The sequence below is a fragment of the Streptomyces asiaticus genome (assembly GCF_018138715.1).
Lineage (GTDB): Bacteria > Actinomycetota > Actinomycetes > Streptomycetales > Streptomycetaceae > Streptomyces > Streptomyces asiaticus.
In genome coordinates this window covers 9898771-9919456 of the sequence record NZ_JAGSHX010000006.1, presented here as the reverse complement: position 1 = coordinate 9919456, position 20686 = coordinate 9898771, and the positions used below count along the sequence as shown (strand labels likewise).

General features: G+C 73.0%; 4 protein-coding genes and 1 pseudogene. 2 read left to right on the top strand and 3 right to left on the bottom strand.

The features are described 5' to 3' along the window. Nucleotides 1-35: 35 nt before the first annotated feature. Nucleotides 36-710: an O-methyltransferase gene (locus KHP12_RS49415; RefSeq protein ID WP_037951834.1), complete on the top strand. Its 675-nt coding sequence runs from the start codon at nt 36-38 to the stop codon at nt 708-710. Here KHP12_RS49415 and KHP12_RS49410 read toward each other — a convergent pair. Beyond that, nucleotides 700-1614 (bottom strand): LysR family transcriptional regulator, encoded by a 915-nt coding sequence (locus KHP12_RS49410; RefSeq protein WP_246644176.1) that lies wholly within the window; start codon nt 1612-1614, stop codon nt 700-702. The genes KHP12_RS49415 and KHP12_RS49410 overlap by 11 nt on opposite strands. 236 nt (nt 1615-1850) lie before the next feature. Continuing rightward, on the bottom strand, nt 1851-12959 hold the full coding sequence (locus KHP12_RS49405) for a type I polyketide synthase (protein WP_211834769.1): 11109 nt from the start codon (nt 12957-12959) through the stop codon (nt 1851-1853). A 155-nt stretch (nt 12960-13114) separates the two neighbouring features. Here KHP12_RS49405 and KHP12_RS49400 point away from each other — a divergent pair. Beyond that, nucleotides 13115-14011 (top strand): annotated as a pseudogene (locus KHP12_RS49400) (RNA-guided endonuclease InsQ/TnpB family protein); the annotation flags it as partial. Between the two features lie 203 nt (nt 14012-14214). Here the strand turns inward: KHP12_RS49400 and KHP12_RS49395 are convergent. After that, nucleotides 14215-20664 carry a type I polyketide synthase gene (locus KHP12_RS49395; protein ID WP_211834767.1) on the bottom strand — a complete coding sequence of 2150 codons (6450 nt, stop codon included), beginning with the start codon at nt 20662-20664 and terminating at the stop codon, nt 14215-14217. Between the last annotated feature and the right edge of the window lie 22 nt (nt 20665-20686).

Here is a 20686-nt window from a genome sequence, read left to right as displayed (position 1 = left end):
AGCCCCAGCCCGTTCCGACGAGGAGATGACACAGCATGGCGGACCAGCTGGAGCTCTCGGCCGCGCTCTCGGGTTACGTCCGGGAGTTCTCCCTCCGCGAGGACACCGTCCTCGCGGAGCTGCGCGAGCAGACGTCCCAACTGCCCGCGGGCAGCGCGATGCAGGTCATGCCCGAGGAGGGCCAGCTGCTGACGCTGCTGGCGGGTCTCACCCCGGCGCGCGGGATCCTCGAGATCGGCACCTTCACCGGGTACAGCACGCTGTGCCTGGCACGCGCGCTCGCACCCGGCGGAACGCTGGTCACCTGCGACATCACCGACCGCTGGGCCCGCATCGGCGCCGACTACTGGCGTCGGGCCGGTGTCGAGGACCGGATCGAGGTCCGCGTCGGTGACGCGGCAACCACCCTCGAGGCCCTCATCGACGAGCGGGGGGCCGGCTCGTTCGACCTCGTGTTCATCGATGCCGACAAACGGGGCCTTCCGGACTACTACGAGCGGTCGCTGACCCTCGTCGGCGACACCGGCCTCATCGTGGTGGACAACACCCTGTTCTTCGGCCGGGTCGTCGATCCCGAGGCGCGGGACGCCGACACCGAAGGGGTCCGCGCGTTCAACGCGCTGGTCCGCGACGATCCTCGCGTGGAGATGTCCCTGATCCCCATGGCGGACGGCATCACCCTGATCCGCAAGCGCCGGGTCACAGCCTGAGTCCGGCGGCGACCTCCAGGAGCTCGTGACGGAACCAGCGGTGGGCGGCGTCATGGTTGTTGTGGGGATGCCAGTACATGGCCTCGGTCAGCGTGGTCATGGGGACCGGTAGCGGCATCGTCCTGAGCCCCGACCTCGTGGCCTCATCCGCGAGGAGTCCCTGGAACACGGTGACCAGACGGGTCCCGGGCACAAGATGGGGGGCCATGGCGAAACCCCCTACGTCGGCGGCGACCCGGAGCCCGGCGCCCAGGCGGTCGAAGTGGGACTCCACGATCGACGTCATCGGCCCGTTGATCCCGAGGAACGGCAGCCGCCGCAGCTCATCGACGGTGATGGTGTCCCCCACTCCGGGGTGGTTCTCGTCGACGGCCACCACGAACTCGTCGGTGAACAGCGTCTCGCTGAAGAAGCCGGACAGATTCTGGGCAAGGCTGGTCGGCCAGATCAGCAGATCGCACTGGCCCCGGCGGAGCTGGTCGATGAAGTCGGCCTGCGCGGGGAAGACGTTGACGCGGATGTTCAGCGATTCCGCCTCCACCTTGCGCAGAATGGGCCGGATCAGCACCGTCTGGGCGTAGTCGCTGGCGATCACGGTGAAGGTGCGAGGAGGGCCGGTGGCGGGATCGAAGGTCTTGCTCGCGCCCATGACGGCCTGAACCGCCTCCAGTGCCTCCTGCGTCGGCCGCACCAGCGACTCGGCCAGCGGGGTCAGCGTCATCCCCCGCCCCTGTCTGACGAGCAGCGGATCTCCGAAGTGGCTCCTCAGCCGGGCGAGCGAGGCGCTCATCGCCGGCTGTCCCACGAAGACCCGCTCCGCCGCCCGTGTCACGCTGCGCTCGGCCAGCAGAGCGTCCAGGGCGATGAGAATGTTGAGATCGATATTGCCGAGGTCATCCGACATGCGCACGCCGCTTTCCCGGGGGTCGGTCATGCCCGCCGGCCTGGCGCCCGGCAGGGGGAGGCTCACACCCGCGGACACCCGGGGAACGGCCTCTTCCACATCTTCCGGTTCACCGTGGGCATAGCGTCGGCGAACGAGCAAACGCCAGGCATTTACCCAGGATTCGCCGGTGGCGGAACTGCCCCGGGCAGTTCCGCCACCGGCGTGTACCGGCCGGGCCGGGCGACGCGTCGGCCTTACGGCGCCATGTGCTCGTCCCCGTGCCCGTCCCCGGCCAGCCACTCGGCCACCAGGGCACTCGTCCGCGAAGCGTGCTCCTCCAGCAGGGTGAAGTGATCGCCGCACGTGGTGCGGACATCCGCGCGCGTGACGACCGGCGCTGAGCCGTCACCGGCCGGCAGCGGAACGTCGGCCCGTACGGACAGCACCGGCACCGGCAGCGGCGCCGCGGACCATTCCGCGAAGAGATCGCAGTTCCACGCCATCGCCGAAAGCCCGGTACCGGTCAGGCCCCGCACGACGTCGCGGCGGTCCGTCATGCCGCGCATCAGCGCGGCGACGAACTCGTCCATCCGGTCCGGCGGGGGCAGATACGTGTCCAGCAGCACGACCGACCGCAGCGGTGCGCCGCGTTCGCTCAGCAAAGCGGCCATCGCCAGGGCGAGCAGCCCTCCCGAGGAATATCCCACCAGGACGAACGGGTCGTCCCCGGTCCTGGCGAGGACCCGCTCGGTCTGCACCCGGGCCAGGACCTCCCCCGACTCCGCCAGTGGCTCGCCGTCGAGGAAGCCCGGGGTGGCCAGGACGTCGACCGTGCGGCTGCCCCGGAACCCGGCGGCGAACCGGGCATAGGTGTAAGCCCCCGCCAGCGGCACCAAGGGGGTCAGACAGACCAGCCGGGGGGCCTCGGCGCCCGACCCCAGCGGGGTGAAGGCCGGTGTGCCCGGTTCGGTGCGGAAGGTCGGGCGGTTACGGGCGACGGTACGCAGCAGGTCGAACGCCCGCTTCCCGTCGCCCGCCTCGAACGCCGCCGCGCACAGGTCGGCGACCAGGTCGGACGGCGGTGGCGCGGGCGCCGTCGCCGCGGCGGGTTCGACGCTCAGCTGGGTCAGGAGGTGCCGGGCGAGCCGGGCCGGAGTCGGATGGTCGAAGGCGATCGAGGTGGGCAGCCTGAGCGAGGTGGCCGAGGCGAGGCGGTTGCGCAGTTCGACGGCGGTCAGCGAGTCCAGGCCGAGCTCCGCGAACAGACCTGCCGGGTCGACCTCCTCGGTGCCCGCGTAACCGAGTACGTCGGCCGCCGTGGCGCGCACCGTCTCCAGCAGCCCCTCCTCGGTACGCGCCGGCCTCGCGGCGACGGTGCCCGCCGTCTTGCGCGGTCCGCGCACCAGCCCGGCCATCAGCCGGGGCGGGTCCGGCAGGTCGCGGAAGACCGTCAGGTCCAGCCGGGCGGCGACGACCTGGGCGTCCCCGCCGGCGGCCACGTGGTCGAAGATCGCATGGCCCTGCTCCTCGGCCAGCGGCATCAGGCCCGACCGCGCGAAGCGCGCGTGGTCAAGGCCCTCGGTCATCGCGCTGGGGAGGTCCCACAGCCCCCAGTCGATCGACACGGCGGGCAGGCCCCGCGCCCCGCGGTGCTGGGCGAGGGCGTCGAGCACGGCGTTGGCGGCGGCGTAGTTGCCCTGCCCCGCCGCGCCGAACACCCCCGCGGCGGAGGAGAACAGCACGAACGCGCTGAGGTCCAGGTCCTGGGTCAGCTCGTGCAGCAGGCGCGCGCCCTGGGCCTTGGGCCGCAGCACCGTCTCCAGCCGGCCGGCGTCGAGTTCGCCGATGGTCGCGTCGTCCAGCACCCCCGCGGCGTGCACCACGGCCGTGAGCGGGTGCGCCGCCGGGACGGCGTCGAGGACCCGGCCCAGTGCCGCGCGGTCGGCGATGTCGCAGGCGGCCACGGTGACCGAGGCGCCGGCCCCGGTCAGTTCGTCCCGCAGTTCGCGAGCCCCGGGTGCGTCGATCCCGGTGCGGCTCACCAGGACCAGGCTGCGCACGCCGCGTGTCGTGACGAGATGCCGGGCCAGCGACGCGCCGAGTCCGCCGGTGCCACCGGTGAGCAGCACGGTGCCGTCCGGGTCGAGGTCCCGGCCGACGGTCAGCACCACCTTGCCCACGTGCCGGGCCTGGCTCAGATACCGGAACGCGCTGGGCGCCCGGCGTATGTCCCATGTGGTGACCGGCAGGGTCTCCAGCTTCCCGGTGTCGAACAGGGTGAGCAGTTCGGCCAGCATCTCGCCGATCCGCTCCTCCCCCGCGTCCGACAGGTCGAAGGGCAGATACTCCACGCCGGCGGGGCCGTCCTCGCGGATGTCGGTCCTGCCCATCTCCGCGAACCGGCCGCCAGGGCGCAGCAGCCGCAGTGAGGCGTCCACGAATTCGCCCGCGAGCGAGTTCAGCACGGCGTCCACTCCCTTGCCGCCGGTGACCTCGGTGAAGGCCCGCTCGAAGTCGAGCGTCCGGGAGGAGGCGATGTGGTCCCGGGCGACCCCGAGTCCGGCGACGGCATCCTGTTTGGGCTCGCTCGCGGTGGCGAACACCTCGGCGCCCCACACCCTGGCGAGCTGGATCGCCGCCATTCCGACACCACCCGCGCCCGAGTGCACCAGGATCCGCTGCCCCGGCTGGATGCCGAGCAGATCGCGCAGTGCGTAGTAGGCGGTGAGGAAGACGGCGGGCACGCTCGCGGCCCGGGCGAAGCTCCAGCCGTGGGGTATCCGCGCCAGCAGCCGCTGGTCGGTGACGGCCGCCGAGCCGAACGCGGCGTCGGCGAGGCCGAACACCCGGTCGCCGGGGCGCAGGGAGCGCACGCCGGGACCGACGTCGAGCACGACTCCCGCGGCCTCCACCCCGAGCCGGGTCAGGTCGCCGGGCACCATGCCAAGGGTGATCAGCACGTCCTTGAAGTTGACCCCGACGGCCCGGACGGCGATCCGGACCTGTCCGTCGGTCAGCGCTTCGACCGTACGGGGGGTCAGCGCGAGATCGTCCAGGCTGCCGGTCGGCGAGGCGGTGAGGTTCCACTCCTCACCGGCGGGCGGCTCCAGCGCGGCCGGCCACCGGTTCAGCCGTGGCGCGTACCGGTCGCCTCCCCGCAGGGCGACCTGCGGTTCCCCGGTCGCCAGGGCGTCGCGGAGGTCGGCCGTGGTCACCGGCCGGTCGCTGTCGAGCAGCACGAACCGGCCGGGGTGCTCGGACTGCGCGGTGCGCAGCAGCCCCCACACCGCCGCCCGGTCGGGCACCGGCTCGTCCGAGGGGACCACGGCCACCGCGTGATGCGTCAGCACCATGAGCGGTTCGGGACGGTCGGCGGCGATCACGGCCTGCACGGCGGCCAGGATCCGGTGCGGTGCGGACGCGTCCGCGGCCGTCAGCACGATCGACCTACCCGGGGGCACGGCGGACGGCTCGGTGAACGCGGGAAGGCCGAGCCCGTGGTCGGCCTCGGGGCCGTCGAGCACCGCCCACTCCCGGTCGGCGGCGGGTCCCGGCTCCGGAAGCGGGACCCAGTCGACGGTGAACAGCGAGTCCGCGGGCACGGCGCCCGTGCCGGGCCGGGCGAACGGCCGGGTGAGCAGCCGGCCCGCGCGGAACACGAGCGTTCCCTCGTGGTCGACGGCGGTGATCGACATCGCGTCGGGCCCGGCCGGGGCGAGGCGGACGAACAGCTCCCGCGCTCCGTGTGCGTGCAGTTCGGCGTCGGACCACAGGAACGGCAGCCCCGGCTCGTCCCCGCCGGCCAGCGTCATCGCCTGGCAGGCCGCGTCCAGCAGCGCGGGATGCAGCTGGAACCCGTCGGTGGGGACCGCGTCGGCCAGGGCGACCTCGGCGAACAGCTCGTCACCCGACCGCCAGGCCGCGCGCATGCCGCGGAACGACTCGCCGTACCGGTAGCCGGCGCCGTCGAGTTCACCGTAGAAGTCGTCCAGTGCGAGCGGTTCGGCGTCGGGCGGCAACACCGGTGTGGCCGGAGGAACCGGCGACGCCACCGCCGAGAGGCGGCCGGTGGCGTGTCGCGCCCAGTCGTGCTCGCCCCGGCTGTGCACGGAGAACGGCCGGTCCCCCGACGCGTCGGGGCCGTGCACCGTCAGCTGGATCCGGATGTCGCCGCCGGTCAGTACGAGCGGCGCCTCCAGGACGAGTTCGGCGACTGCATGGCAGCCGGTCTCGTCGGCGGCCCGGACCGCCATCTCCAGGAACGCGGTGCCCGGCAGCAGCACCGAGTCCCGCACCACATGGTCGGCAAGCCATGGGTGGGTCCGGGTGGAGAGGGTGCTGGTGAACACCACGTCCGAGGAGCCCGCGAGCTCTTCGGCGGGGCCCAGCAGCGGATGTGTCTGGCCGGGGCGCCGCGGTGGCCGGGCCGTCGGCCAGAACCGCTTGCGCTGGAAGGCGTACGTCGGCAGCGCGACAGTCCTGCCACCGGGCAGCGCGGGGCTCCAGTCCACCGCCACGCCGCGGGTGTGCGCGTCGGCGAGCGAGCGCAGGAAGCGGTCCATGTCGCCGTCGTCGCGGCGCAGCGACGCGACGGTGTGCACCTGCTGGTCCAGCGCTTCCGCCGTCTGGTGCAGGGCCGCCGCCAGCAGCGGGCGCGGGCTCATCTCGATGAACACCGTGTGCCCGTCCTCGATCAGCCGACGGCCGGCCGTCTCGAACAGCACCGGGTTGCGCAGATTGCGGTACCAGTAGGACGCGTCGAGGGCCGCGGTGTCCAGCCTCCCCCCGGTGACCGTGGAGTAGAACGGGACGTCGGCGCCCTTCGGGCTCAGTCCGGCCAGCTCCGCGAGCAGCGCGTCCTCGGCCGTCTCGACGGCGGAGGTGTGCGAGGCGTAGTCCATCGGCACCCGTTTGGCCGTGGGCACGGCTTCCAGCACGCGCTCGAGTGCGCTGTTGGCCCCGGCGACCACCGTGGACGAGGGCCCGTTGAACGCGGCGATCTCGACGCCGTCGAAGCGGACGTGTTCGGCGGCGAGCGGAACGGACAGCACTCCATGGTCGCCGGACAGCCGGTCGGCGATCACCCGGCCGCGTCGCACGACCGCGACCGCCGCCTGTTCGACGGTCAGCGCGCCCGCCACGCACGCGGCGGCGTACTCGCCGAGGGAGTGCCCGACCACGGCGGCCGGGGTGACGCCGTAGGACTCCCACAGCCGGGCCAGCGACACCATGACCGCGAACAGGGCGGGCTGGACGACGTCGGCCCGCCGCAGCATGTCCTCCTGGCCGAGCACCTCCAGCAGGTCCCAGTCGGCCTCGGCGGCCATCGCCCGCGCGCACTCGGCCATCGAGGCCGCGAACACGGGCGAGGACTCGATCAGCGCGCGTCCCATCCCGGCCCAGCTGGAGCCCTGGCCGGGGAAGACGAAGACGGGGCGCGGGTCCTGGCCGGCGGCCACGGCGGAGACCACCGATGGTGTGGAGGTGCCGCTCGCCAGGGCGGTGAGTCCGGCGGCCAGCTCGGCGCGGTCCCGGCCGAGGGCCACGGCCCGGTGGGATTGCGGCGAGCGCGTGGTGACCAGGGACCAGCCGATGTCCACCGGATCGGTCCCGCCGTCCAGCAGCGCGGACAGCCGCCTCGCCTGCTCCGCGAGGGCTTCCGGCCCCCGGCCGGACACGGCCAGCGGAATCAGCGCCTTCTCCCCGGTCGTCCGCGGCTCGTCGGGCGGCGGGGTGTCCGCCTCCAGCACGACGTGCGCGTTGGTGCCCGAGATGCCGAACGCGGAGACCCCGGCCCGGCGCGGTGCGCCGGTGTCGGGCCACGGGGTCCTGTCGCGGGCCAGCTCGACGCTGCCCGCCGTCCAGTCCACATGGGACGACGCCGTGCCGGCGTGCAGGGTCGCGGGCACCGTGCCGTGGTGCAGGGCCAGCGCCGTCTTGATCACGCCCGCGACACCGGCGGCGGCCTGGGTGTGGCCGATGTTGGACTTCAGTGTCCCGATGAGCAGCGGCCGTGCCCGGTCCTGCCCGTAGGCCGCCAGCAGGGCGTGGGCCTCGATCGGGTCGCCGAGTGGTGTCCCGGTGCCGTGCGCCTCGACCACGTCGACGGCCCCAGCGGACAGGCGCGCGTTCGCCAGGGCCTGGCGGATGACCTCCCGCTGGGCACGGCCGTTGGGCGCCGAAAGGCCGTTGGACAGGCCGTCCTGATTGATCGCCGAACCACGCACCACGGCCCATACGCGGCGACCCGCGGCACGGGCGTCGGACAGCCGCTGGAGCACGAGCATGCCCGCGCCCTCGGCGAATCCGGTGCCGTCGGCGGAGTCGGAGAACGCCTTGCACAGCCCGTCGGGGGCCAGCCCGCCCTGGCGGGAGAACTCGACGAGGCCCGTGGGGGTGGTCATGACCGTCACCCCTCCCACGAGCGCCGTGGCGCACTCGCCGTTCCGCAGGGACTGCGCGGCCAGGTGCAGGGCGACAAGACCGGAGGAGCACGCCGTGTCGACGGTGACGGCGGGTCCCTCGAGTCCGAGCGCGTACGCGACCCGGCCGGAGAGCACCGAGCCCGCGCTGCCCGTGCCCGCGTGTCCGGCGGCGCTGTCGGCCGCGGCCCCGGTCAGGAGCGCGTAGTAGTCCTGGCCGGTGCTGCCGAGGAACACACCGGTGCGGCTGCCGGCCAGGCTGCCGGGCGCGATGCCGCCGTGCTCGAGCGCCTCCCACGAGGTCTCCAGGACCAGCCGCTGCTGCGGGTCCATGGCCATGGCCTCCCTGGGCGAGATCCCGAAGAACTCCGCGTCGAAGGCCGCGATGTCGTCCAGGTAGGAGGCCGTGGTCACACAGTCCGCGGGCAGGGCGGCGAGGTCCCACCCCCGCTCGGGCGGCGGGGGCCCCACCGTGGTGCGCTCCTCGGCGAGCAGGTCCCACAGCTCGTCGGGCGAGGTGACGCCGCCGGGGAGGCGGCAGGCCATTCCGACGATGACGACGGGGTCGGTGGTGAGGTCCGGGCCGGCCACCGGGTGCGCCGGGGTCCCGTCCGGGCTGCCGCCGCCGAGCTCGCCGCGCACGTGGTCGGCGAGCGCGGCGGGCGTCGGGTGGTCGTAGACCACAGTGGTCACCAGGGACAGCCCCGTCACGGCGTTGAGGCGGTTGCGGAACTCGACGGCGGTCACCGAGTCGAATCCCAGTTCGTTGAACGGCCGGTACGGCTCGACCTGGGCCCCGGAGGCGTAGCCGAGGACCGCCGCGGTCTGGGCGCGTACGACCGCGAGCGGATCGGTGGCCTCCGCCGGAGCGGTCTCGGTGGTGAGCAGCGACCTGACCTCGGGGATCTGCGAGAGCGCCGGGTTCGGCCGGGACGCGGTGACCGCCGTGTGATAGCGGTCCCACTCGATGTCGGCGAGCACGATCGCGGTGTCGCCGTGTTCCACCGCCGTCCGCATCGCCGCTGTCGCGTCCCGCGGGGACATTCCCGGTACTCCGTGCCGTCGCGCGGCCTCCCCGAGGGGGCCGTCGCCCATCCCGTCCCCGGCCCACACCCCCCAGCCGATCGACGTGGCCGGCAGCCCCTCGGCACGCCGCTGTTCGGCCAGCGCGTCCAGGTAGGCGTTGGCCGGTGCGTAGGTGCCCTGACCCGCGGCGCCGACCGTGCCGGCGAGCGAGGAGAACAGCACGAACGCGTCGAGGTCCAGGTCACGGGTGAGCTCGTGCAGATGGGCCGCGCCCCGTGCCTTGACCGCGAAGACCCGGTCGAACTGCTCCATGGTCAGGGCGTCGATCGCGGCGTCGTCCAGTACGGCGGCGGTGTGCACCACGGTGCGCAGAGGTGCCGCCGGGTCGATGGAGTCGATCACCCGGGCGAGGGCGGCGCGGTCCGACAGGTCGCAGGGGACGATGCTGAGTCGCGTCCCCGAGCCGGCGAGGTCCGCGGCCAGTTCGCGCGCGCCGGGAGCGTCCGTGCCGCGCCTGTTCACCACGATCACGTGCTCCGCGCCCTCGGCCGCCAGCCAGCGCACGACATGGCTGCCGAGTCCGCCGGTGCCACCGGTCACCAGGGCAGTGGAGCGGACCTGCCAGTCTCCTCCGCCCTCCGGGGGCGCGGGGGCGCGCACGATCCGCCGTCCGAACGCTCCGTCGCGGTCGATGCGGACCTGGTCCTCGTGGCTGTCGCCCAGCAGCACGGCGGCGATCCGGCGTTGGCCGGTGTCGTCCAACGGCTGCGGCAGGTCGATGAGACCGCCCCACGCGCGCGGCCGCTCGAACCCGGCCACCCTTCCGAATCCCCAGGTCATCGCCTGCGCCGGGGATCGTGCCGCGTCCCTGGTCACACACCACAGCGGCGCTTCGACGCCCGCCGTGCCCAACTGCCGCACCAGCCGCACGGTCCGGGCGAAGCCCCCGGGGACGGCGGGGTGGTCCGGCTCGGGGTCCTCGTCGTGGGCCAGCAGCGCCAGGACACCGGCCGGCTCGGGGAGGGCGGCGAGGTCGAGTTCGCCCGGTGCCCGGACGGCCACCTCGGCGCCGTACCGCCGCAGCGCGTCGAGGACGCTGTCGGACCAGGCGTCGGCCCGGTCCGTGACGACCAGCCAGGTGCCGGCCAGCACCGGATCGGCGGACAGCCGCAGCGGGGTCCAGTCGGTCCGGTAGCGCAACCGGTCGAGGGGGCTCGCCGCCGGTGCGGGGTCCCCGGTCGTCCGCTCCGCGGGGGCCACCCAGTAGCGCTCGCGCTGGAACGCGTACGTCGGCAGGTCCACGGCGCGGGCCCCGGGCAGCGCCGCTGTCCAGTCCACCGGCAGGCCGTGCAGGTCGGCGGCGGCCAGCGAGGCCAGCATCCGGTGCAGTCCGCCGTCGTCGCGGCGCAGGGTGTCCAGCACCGGGCCCGCGGCGGTGATGTGCGCGAGTACCGGGTGCGGGCTGACCTCGACCATGAGCCCGTGTCCGTCCGCCACGAGGACGTCCACCGTGTCGGCGAAGTTCACCGTCCGCCGCAGGTTGCGGCACCAGTACCCGGCGTCCAGCTCCTCCGTGTCCAGGCGGGAGGTGGTCACCGTGGAGTAGAACGGCACCTTCCCCGGGCGGGGCCGGACCGGAGCCAGCGCCTCCAGCAGATCGGCCTCGATCCCGTCGACATGGGGTGAGTGGGCGGCGAAGTCCACCCCGGCGAGCCGCCAGCGCATGATCCCGGCGGCGGACAGCCGGCGCTCGACGGCGTCCAGCGCCGCCGGGTCACCGGAGATGGTCACGTTCTGCGGGCCGTTGACGGCCGCGATGGACACGGCGTCCGTCCCGTCGTCCGCCAGCAGTTCGCGCACGCGGTCCGGCGAGGCCATCACCGTCATCATCGCCCCGCGCCCGGACAGCCGCTCGTGGATGAGACGGCTGCGCAGCGCCACGACACGGGCGCCGTCCTCAAGGGACAGACCACCGCTGACACAGGCGGCGGCGATCTCGCCCTGGGAATGGCCGATCACCGCGGCGGGCTCGACACCGAACGAGCGCCACAGCGCGGCGAGCGAGACCATGACCGCCCACAGCGCCGGCTGTACGACCTCGGCCCGGGCCAGCGCCCGCTCGTCGGACAGCGCCTCCCGCAGGGGCCAGTCGACGTATGCGGACAGCGCCTTCTCACACTCCCGCATGGCCTCGGCGAACACCGGTGACTCGTCCCACAGCCGCGCGCCCATCGCGGTCCACTGGGAGCCGTGTCCGGGGAAGACGAAAGCGACCCGCTCCCGGCGGGGCGGCCGGCCGGTTCCGAGCGCCCGCTCTCCCAGGGCCACGGCGTGCAGCGACTCGAGGGCCTCGGCCCGGTCGAGCACTGGCAGCACGGCCCGGTGCGGAAACCGCGCGCGCGTGGTCGCCAGCGTGAACGCGACATCGGCGAGCGGCTCCTCGCGCTCCAGCAGATGCGCGCGCAGCCGGGCCGCCTGGGCCCGCAGGGCGCTGTCGGTCCGGCCGGACAGGATGAGCGGCACCGGGCCGGAGAGCTCGGTGCGGGGCCGCTCCTCGGGCACGGGAACGCTCTCGACGATGACGTGCGCGTTGGTCCCGCTGATCCCGAACGAGGAGATACCGGCCCGGCGCGGGCGGTCGGCGGCGGGCCACGGCCGGGCCTCGCGCAGCAGGCGCACCGGTCCGGTGGACCAGTCGACGTGCCGGGACGGCCGGTCGGCATGCAGGGTCTTCGGCAGCCGGCCCGCACGCAGCGCCTGCACCATTTTGATCAGGCCGACCAGGCCGGCGGCCGACTGGGTGTGCCCGACGTTGGACTTCACCGAGCCCAGCCACAGGGGGTGCTCGCGGTTCCGGCCGTAGGTGGCCAGCAGGGCGTCCGCCTCGATCGGGTCGCCCAGGGTTGTGCCGGTGCCGTGCGCCTCGACGGCGTCGACCTCGTCGGCGCGGATCCCCGCGTCGGCGAGTGCCTGCCGGATCACCTCCTCCTGCGCGGCGCCGTTGGGCGCGGACAGCCCGTTGGAGGCGCCGTCCTGGTTGATCGCGGACCCGCGCACCACGGCGAGTACCGGATGTCCGAGCCGCCGGGCGTCGGACAGCCGCTCAACGAGCACCGCGGCGACGCCCTCACCGAAGTTGGTGCCGTCGGCGGCGTCGGCGAACGCCTTGCAGCGTCCGTCGGCGGCCAGGCCGCCCTGCTTGGCGATTTCGACGAAGCCGTATGGCGCGGACATCACCGAGACCCCGGCGACCAGCGCCTTCGAGCAGTCGCCTTTACGCAGCGCCTGGGTGGCCAGGTGCAGGGCGACCAGCCCGGAGGAGCAGGCGGTGTCGACGGTGACGGCGGGCCCGAGCAGGCCGAAAGTGTAGGCGATCCGTCCGGAGGTGACGCTCGGCGCGGTACCGGTGGCGACATAGCCCTCCGCGGCGTCCGGGTTGTCCAGGAGGCGGATCAGATAGTCGCCCGGTCCCGCGCCGACGAATACGCCCGTGCCGCTGTCCCGCAGCGCGTCGGGCGCGAACCCGGCGCGTTCGAACACCTCCCAGGCGGCCTCCAGCAGCAGCCGCTGCTGAGGGTCCATCGCGGCCGCCTCGCGGGGGGAGATGCCGAAGAGGTTCGCGTCGAATCCGCCCACGTCGTCGACGAAGTAGGCGTCCGTGACGAAGGGGCTGAGGGATTCCAGGTCCCAGTTCCGGTCCCGGGGCAGGGGCGTGAGCACGTCCGCACCGGAGTCGACCAGCTGCCACAGCTTCTCCGGCGAGTCGGCGCCGCCGGGCAGCCGGCAGGCCATCGCCACCACGGCGATCGGCTCCGTGGCCGCTTCGGTCAGGGCCCGGTTGTGCTCCCGCAGTCGCTCGGCCTCCTTGACCGATGAGCGCAGCGCGTCGACGAGGCGGTCGGGTGAGACGGTCATCGTGATTCCTCCGTGGATACCCCGGCCTTCAGGCCAGGGAGGAAACGGACTCCTGCGGCGCAGGGCAGGGAAAGCTGGTTCGCCGTCAGGGCGGGTCGGCGTCCGCCCACTTGAACCCGCAGGAAGTCGCAAGCTGATGCGCTGGTTTGTGAGCCATGACCACATACGTGAAGCGGGCCTATCGGTACCGCTTCTCTCCGACCAATGCGCAGGCGGCCGAGCTGTCGCGCACGTTCGGGTGCGTGCGGAAGGTCTACAACATGGCCCTCGCGGCCCGTACGGAGGCATGGGCGCGACAGGAGCGGGTCAACTACAACCAGACATCGGCTCTGCTGACACAGTGGAAGAAGACCAAAGAGCTGGCCTACCTCAACGAGGTGTCGTCGGTTCCCCTCCAGCAGGCGCTGCGGCACCTGCAAGTCGCGTTCACGAACTTGTTCGGCAAGCGGGCGAAGTACCCGCGGTTCACGTCGCGGGAGAACTCCCGCAAGAGCGGGGAGTACACCACCAGCGCGTTTCGCTTCCGCGACGGGAAGCTGACCCTCGCCAAGATGACGGAACCGTTGGACATCGTGTGGTCCCGCCCCCTGCCGGAGAGCGCGAAGCCGTCCACGGTGACGGTGTCGCAGGACCCGGCCGGACGCTGGTTTGTGTCCCTCCTCGTCGAGGACCCGCTCGTCCAGCCACTGCCGGCCAATGAGAACGCGGTCGGTATCGACGTCGGCCTCAGTCACCTGCTCGCCCTGTCCACCGGGGAGAAGGTCGCCAACCCCCGGCACGAGCGCCGCGACCACCGGCGTCTGGCGCTCGCGCAGCGGCGCCTGGCGAAGAAGGCCCGGGGCGACGGCGCGAACCGGGCCAAGGCCCGCCGCAAGGTCGCCAGGATCCACGCCAGGATCACCGACCGTCGGCGCGACCACCTGCACAAGCTGACCACTCGACTCGTGCGCGAGAATCAAACGATCGCGGTTGACCGCTTCTTCCCCTCCTCCAAGCTGTGCTCCCACTGCGGCACCGGCACCCTCGCCGGGAAGCTGCCGCTCAACGGCCGCACCTGGACGTGCGACTGTGGAATGGTCCACGACCGTGATGTGAACGCCGCGAAGAACCTTCTGGCCGCCGGGCTGGCGGTGTCTGTCTGTGGAGCTGATGTAAGACCTCAACGGGAGTCCTCCCGGATGGCGCAGTCGGCGATGAAGCAGAAACCCCACAGCGCGAGCCGTAGGAATCCCCCTCCTTCAGGAGGGAGAGGAAGTCAACCTTCGGAGGTGTGCGGTTCGGCCGTGCCGAGCGCGAGGGACATCAGCTCCTCCACGCCGAGGCCGTCGATGTCCACGTCGGTCAGCGCCCCGTCGCGCATTCGCTCCTCCCCGGCCTGCTCCCAAGCCACGTCGGCCTGAGGCGCGTCGGTCCCAGGCGCGTCGGCCTCGGGAAACAGTTCGGCGGCCAGCTTCCGGGCCAGCGCCTGGGGGTTGGGGTTGCTGAACACCGTCGTGGCGGGCAGCCGGAGCCCCGTGGCCGCGTTGAGGCGGTTGCGCAGTTCGACCGCGCTGAGCGAGTCGAAGCCGATCTCGCCGAACGCCCGCAGCGGGTCCACCCGGTCGGCGTCGTGCCCGAGAACGGCGGCCGTGTGCGCGCGCACCAGGTCCGTCAGCACCTGCACCCGTTCGGCCGCGGGAACATCGGCCAGCAGGCCGGCGGTCGAGGTCTCGGCGACGGGTGTCGCGGCGACCACCCGGCGGACCCGGCGGCGCACCAGGTTGCGCCACAGCGGCGGCGGTTCCGCCTCGCCGGACGGGTCGACGTCGATGGGCAGCAGCAGGGCCTCGTCGCGGGAGACTGCCTGGTCGAACAGGTCAAGCGCGGCCGCGGCGGACAGCGCGCGCACACCGGAGCGGGCGATTCTCGCCCGGCCGGTCTCGCTGAGCGTCGCGGTCAGATCGCTGGTGTCCGCCCAGAGTCCCCAGGCCAGCGACTGCGCGGGCAGGCCCTCGGCGGCCCTGTGTTCGGCCAGTGCGTCGAGGAACGCGTTGGCGGCGGCGTAGTTCGCCTGGCCGGCGTTTCCGGTGACGCCCGCCGCCGAGGAGAACATCACAAAGCCCGCGAGGTCGTGCGGCCGGGTCAGCTCGTCGAGTACCGCGGCGCCGTCGGCCTTGGGGCGGAACACCGCGTCGACGTCCGGCCGGCCGAGCGAGCCGACCAGACCGTCGCTGAGGGCACCGGCGGCGTGCACGACGGCGGTGAGGGGGCGCCGCGGCGGTATCGCGGCCAGGACGCCGCGCACCGCCTCCCGGTCGGCGACGTCGCAGGCCGCGAAGGTCACCGAGGACGCGCCGAGGGCGGTGAGCTCCGCCTCCAGCGCGGCGGCTGTCTCCGCCTCCTTCCCCCGGCGGCTGAGCAGCAGCAGATGGCGGACCCCGCGCTCGGCGACCAGGTGCCGGGCGAGAACGCCGCCCAGCGTGCCGCTCGCGCCGGTAAGCAGCACCGTCCCCGCCGGATCCCACGGCCGGGGCACGGTGAGGACGACCTTGCCGACGTGGCGCGCCTGGCTGACGTACCGCAGCGCCTCCGCGGCGCGGCGGACGTCCCACGCGCGGACCGGCAGCGGGGTCAGCGCGCCCTGCCCGATCAGGGCGGCCAGTTCGGCCAGCATCGCCTGGATCCGGTCGGCACCGGCGTCGAGGACCAGGTCGAACGCCCGGTAGCGCACCGAGGGGTGGTGCAGGCCGATCTCGTCGGCGTCGCGGATGTCGGTCTTGCCCATCTCCAGGAACCGGCCTCCCTCGGCGGTCAGCCGCAGGGAGGCGTCGACGAACTCGCCGGTCAGCGAGTTCAGTACGACATCGATCCGGTGCTCTCCGAGCACCTCCCGGAAGGCGTGCTCGAACCGGGTGGTCCGCGAGGACGCCAGGTGGGAGGCGCTGACCCCGGCGGCCCGCACCTCGGACCACTTCGCCGGGCCGGCCGTGGCGAACACCTCGGCCCCCAGGTGCCGTGCGATCCGCACCGCGGCCATGCCGACGCCGCCGGCCGCCGCGTGGATCAGTACCCGGTCACCGGGCCGGACGCCCCCGAGGTCGGTCAGCCCGTAGTAGGCGGTGAGGAAGGCGACCGGCGCCGCCGCTCCCTGGGCGTACGTCCAGCCGGTGGGCAGCGGCACCAGCGTGCGGTGGTCGGCCACGGCGACCGGCCCGGCGTAGGCGCCGGTGACCAGCCCCATCACCCGGTCGCCGACCGAGAAGCCGGTGACGCCAGGACCGACCTCGGTGACCACACCGGCCGCCTCGCCGCCCGCGGGCCGGTCCCCACCGGGCACCACATCGAGGGCGACCAGGACTTCCCGGAAGTTGACGCCCATCGCGCGTACGGACAGCCGGACCTGGCCCTCCGTCAGCGGTGCCAGCGCGTCGGGCGCGGGCACGATGCCCAGGTCGTCCAGGGTGTCCGCGGAGTCCAGGTCCACGCTCCACGCCTCGGTGTCCGCGGGCACGGTGAGGGCGGGAAGGGGGGCGTGCTCCGCGAGGCGGGGCACGAACAGCCCGTCGCCCCGCACGGCGACGACGGGTTCGTCACCGGGAATGACGGCAGCGGGCGGCAGCAGCGGCGGATCGGCGTCGGGATCGAGGTCGATGACCAGGAAGCGCCCCGGGTGCTCGCTCTGCGCCGAACGGATGAACCCCGCGGCGGCGGCCGCGGCCGGATCGGGTCCCCGGCGCTGACCGGCCGGGAACGCCCCCCTGGTCACGAACGCGAGCGTGGCGTCGGCGAATGTGTCGTCGGACAGCCACGACTGGATGGCGGCCATGGCATGTCCGGTGAGCTCGTACCCGTCGGCCACCGCGTCGCCGGACCGCGGCACGAGAGGCAGCAGAACGACATCGGGCGCGGTGCCGGTGCCCATCGCGGCCGCCAGCGTGTCCAGTCCGGTGTACGGGTGGGCGTCGAGGCCGTCGAAGGGGGACGGGGCGGGCTCCATGGGCTCCGGCCACCCCGGAAGGACGGCCGTCCTCGGCGGGGGCGAGGTGTCCACGGGCATCAGTACCCGGGTGTCCGCGGGCGCCGGTACCCAGTCGACGCGCAGCAGCTTCGCGGTCGATCCGCGGTGGGTGGACATCGGCCTGCCGGCGGGGAGCTTCATGGTGACGACCTCGCCGATGGCCAGCACCTGGACGCCCAGGGAGTCGGTGGCCAGCAACGACACACCGCTGTCGCCCCGGGGCTCCATCCGCATCCGCAGCGCGCGGGCGCCGGAGGCGGAGACCGAGATGTCCGACCAGGTGAACGGCAGGAACGTCTCGCCCTCCGCCAGACTGCCGTGCGCCATCACCTGCAATGCCGCGTCCAGCAGGACGGGATGGAGTACGAAGCCCTCGGGGGTGGCCCCTTCCGGCAGGGCGATCTCCGCGTAGCGCACCTCTCCGTCGCGCCACACCCGTCGCACGCCCTGGAACATCGGCCCGTACCGGAGGCCGTCCGCCGCGAGGGCGTCGTAGAAGTCGCCCAGGTCCGCCTCGACGGCGCCCGGGGGTGGCCATGCCTCCCAGCCCGGGGGTGCCGGGACGGGTTCGCGGGCCACGGTGGCGGTCGCGTGCAGCACCCATGCCGTCGAGCTGCCTGCCGCGTGCGAGTGCACCGTCACCTCACGACGCCCGGCGCGGTCGCCTCCCACGGCCACCTGGACGTCGACCCGCTCATGGCCCTCGAACACCAGCGGTGTGTGCAGGGTCAGTTCCTCGACGCGCCCGCAGTCGGCCTCGTCCGCCGCCCTGAGCACCATCTCCACGAAGCCCGCGCCCGGGAACATCACCGAGCCGAGCACGGTGTGATCGACCAGCCAGGGGTGGGAGTCGACGGACAACGAGCCGGTCAGCACGGTGTCCCCGGTCTCGGCGACCTCCAGCACAGCGCCGAGCAGACCGTGTCCGGCACCAGCCAGACCGACCGTGGACACGTCGCCTCCTCCGGCGTCGGTGAGCCAGTACCGCTCACGCTGGAAGGCGTAGGTGGGCAGGTCGACGAAGGCGGGCGGGCGGTCTGCCCACAGCGGGCCGAAGTCCACCGCCGCGCCGCCGGCGAACGCCGCGGACAGCGCACGCAGAAACTGGTCCATGCCACCGGACCGGCGGCGCAGCGTACCCACCGTCGTCGCGGGAACGTCCAGCTCCGCGAGTGTGTCCTGCACACCGGGCAGCACCACGGGATGGCTGCTGACCTCGATGAACGTGTCGAAGCCCGCATCGGCGAGGCCACGTACCGCGGAGTCGAGACGGACAGGGTGGCGCAGGTTCCGCAGCCAGTACTCGGCGTCCAGCGCGGCGGTGGGCTCGAACCGCCCGGTCACCGTGGAGAAGAACGGCACCGTGGCCTGGCGGGGAGTGATGGTGTCCAGGGCGCGCAGGAGTTCGTCGGCGAGGATGTCGACCTGCGCGGAGTGGGAGGCGTAGTCCACGTCGATCCGCCGGGCCCGTACGTCTTGCCGTGCGCAGTGGGACATCAGCTCGTCGAGGTCCTCGGGCGCGCCGGATACCACCACCGAGAGCGGGCCGTTGACCGCCGCGATCGACAGCTCCGCGTCCCGGGACGCGATCAGGTCCTCCACCTCGGCGAGAGGCAGTGGCAGCGACATCATTCCGCCGTGCCCGGCCAGCTCCTGGGCGATCAGCCTCGACCGCACACACACCACCCGCGCGGCGTCCTCCAGCGACAAGGCGCCCGCCACACACGCCGCCGCGATCTCCCCCTGCGAATGCCCCACCACCGCCGCGGGCTCCACCCCGAACGACCGCCACAACCGCGCCAGCGACACCATCACCGCGAACAGCACCGGCTGCACCACATCCACCCGAGCCAGCGCCTTCTCATCGCCCAGCACATCCGCCAACGACCAGTCCACGAACGGCGCCATGGCCCCCGCACACTCCTCCATCGCCTCGGCGAACACCGGCGACGACTCCCACAACTCCGCCGCCATGCCCACCCACTGCGACCCCTGCCCCGGGAACACGAACACGACGTCGTGGGTTTCCGCACGCGCGGTGCCGGTGACGACGTCGGCGCTGGGCTGCCCGTCGGCCACGGCGCGCAGGGCGGCGCGCGCCTGGGCGACGGTGCCAACCACCGACACCGCGCGAGTGCGCAGTGTCGCCCTGGTGGTGCTCAGCGCGCGGGCGAGGTCGGTCAGGTCGTGGTCGACGACGTCGAGCAGCCGTTCGGCCTGCGCCCGCAGCGCCGCCGGGGTGCTGGCGGTGAGCACCAGCGGCACCACGGCGTTGTCCGGCCGGGACGGCATGGTGCCGGAGCCCAGTGCCTCGGGCCGCGCGGCGGGTTCCGGTTCGGCCTGTTCCAGGATGAGGTGCGCGTTCGTACCCGACGCCCCGAAGGAGGAGACGGCGGCGCGGCGGGGACGGTCCACCACCGGCCACGCACGCGCCTCCGTCAGCACCCGCACCGAACCCCACTCCACCTTCGAAGAAGGCACATCCACATGCAACGACCGCGGCAACACCCCACACCGCAACGCCATCACCATCTTGATCACACCAGCCACCCCAGCAGCCGCCTGCGCATGACCAATATTCGACTTCACCGACCCCAACCACAACGGCTCACCACCCACCCGCCGCCCATACGTCCCCACCAACGCACCCGCCTCAATCGGATCCCCCAACACCGTCCCCGTCCCATGCCCCTCCACCACATCCACATCCCCCACCGACAACCCACCCGAGACCAACGCCGCCCGAATCACCCGCTCCTGCGCCACCCCCGACGGCGCCGTCAACCCATTCGACGCCCCATCCTGATTCACCGCAGAACCCCGCACCACCGCCAACACCCGACGCCCCGAAGCCACCGCATCCGACAACCGCTCCAACACCACCAACCCCGCACCCTCAGAAAACCCCGTCCCATCCGCACCCTCCCCAAACGACTTACACCGACCATCCACCGCCAACCCCCGCTGCCGCGAAAACTCCACGAAAGCGGCAGGCGTGAACATCTGCGTCGCCCCGCCGGCGAGCGCGAGATCGCACTCCCCGCGGCGCAGCGACTCCCCCGCCAGATGCAACGCCACCAGCGAGGACGAGCATGTGGTGTCGAGGGTCATGGCGGGCCCTTCGAGGCCCAGGGTGTAGGCGATGCGGCCGGAGGCGACGCCACCGGAGTTGCCGGTGCCGAGGTATCCCTCCAGCTCGTCGGGGACGCTGGTGAGGCGGTCGACGTAGTTGTGGTACATGACCCCGGTGAACACGCCCGTGCGGCTGCCGCGCAGCGAGTCCGGGGCGATGCCCGACCGTTCCAGGGCCTCCCACGCCAGTTCCAGCAGCACGCGGTGTTGCGGGTCGGTGGCCAGCGCCTCCCTGGGCGAGATGCCGAAGTGTTCGGCGTCGAACCAGTCGCCCTCGGTGAGGAAACCACCATGTCCCGCGTAGGACTTGCCACGGCTCGCGGGGTCGTCGTCCAGGAGCCCGTCCAGGGTCCAGCCACGGTCGGTGGGCAGCGGTGTGATGGCGTCGCGCTCGTCGGCGACGAGCTGCCACAGCTCCTCGGGTGAGCTGATCCCGCCGGGATACCGGCAGGCCATGCCCACGATCGCGAGCGGCTCGCGCGCGGCCGCCTCGTGCTCCTTCAGGCGCTTGCGGGCTTCGTGCAGTTCGGCCGTGACCCAGCGCAGGTGGTTGAGCAGTTCATCCTCGTTCGGCATAAGCGGGAGATCTCCGTGAGAC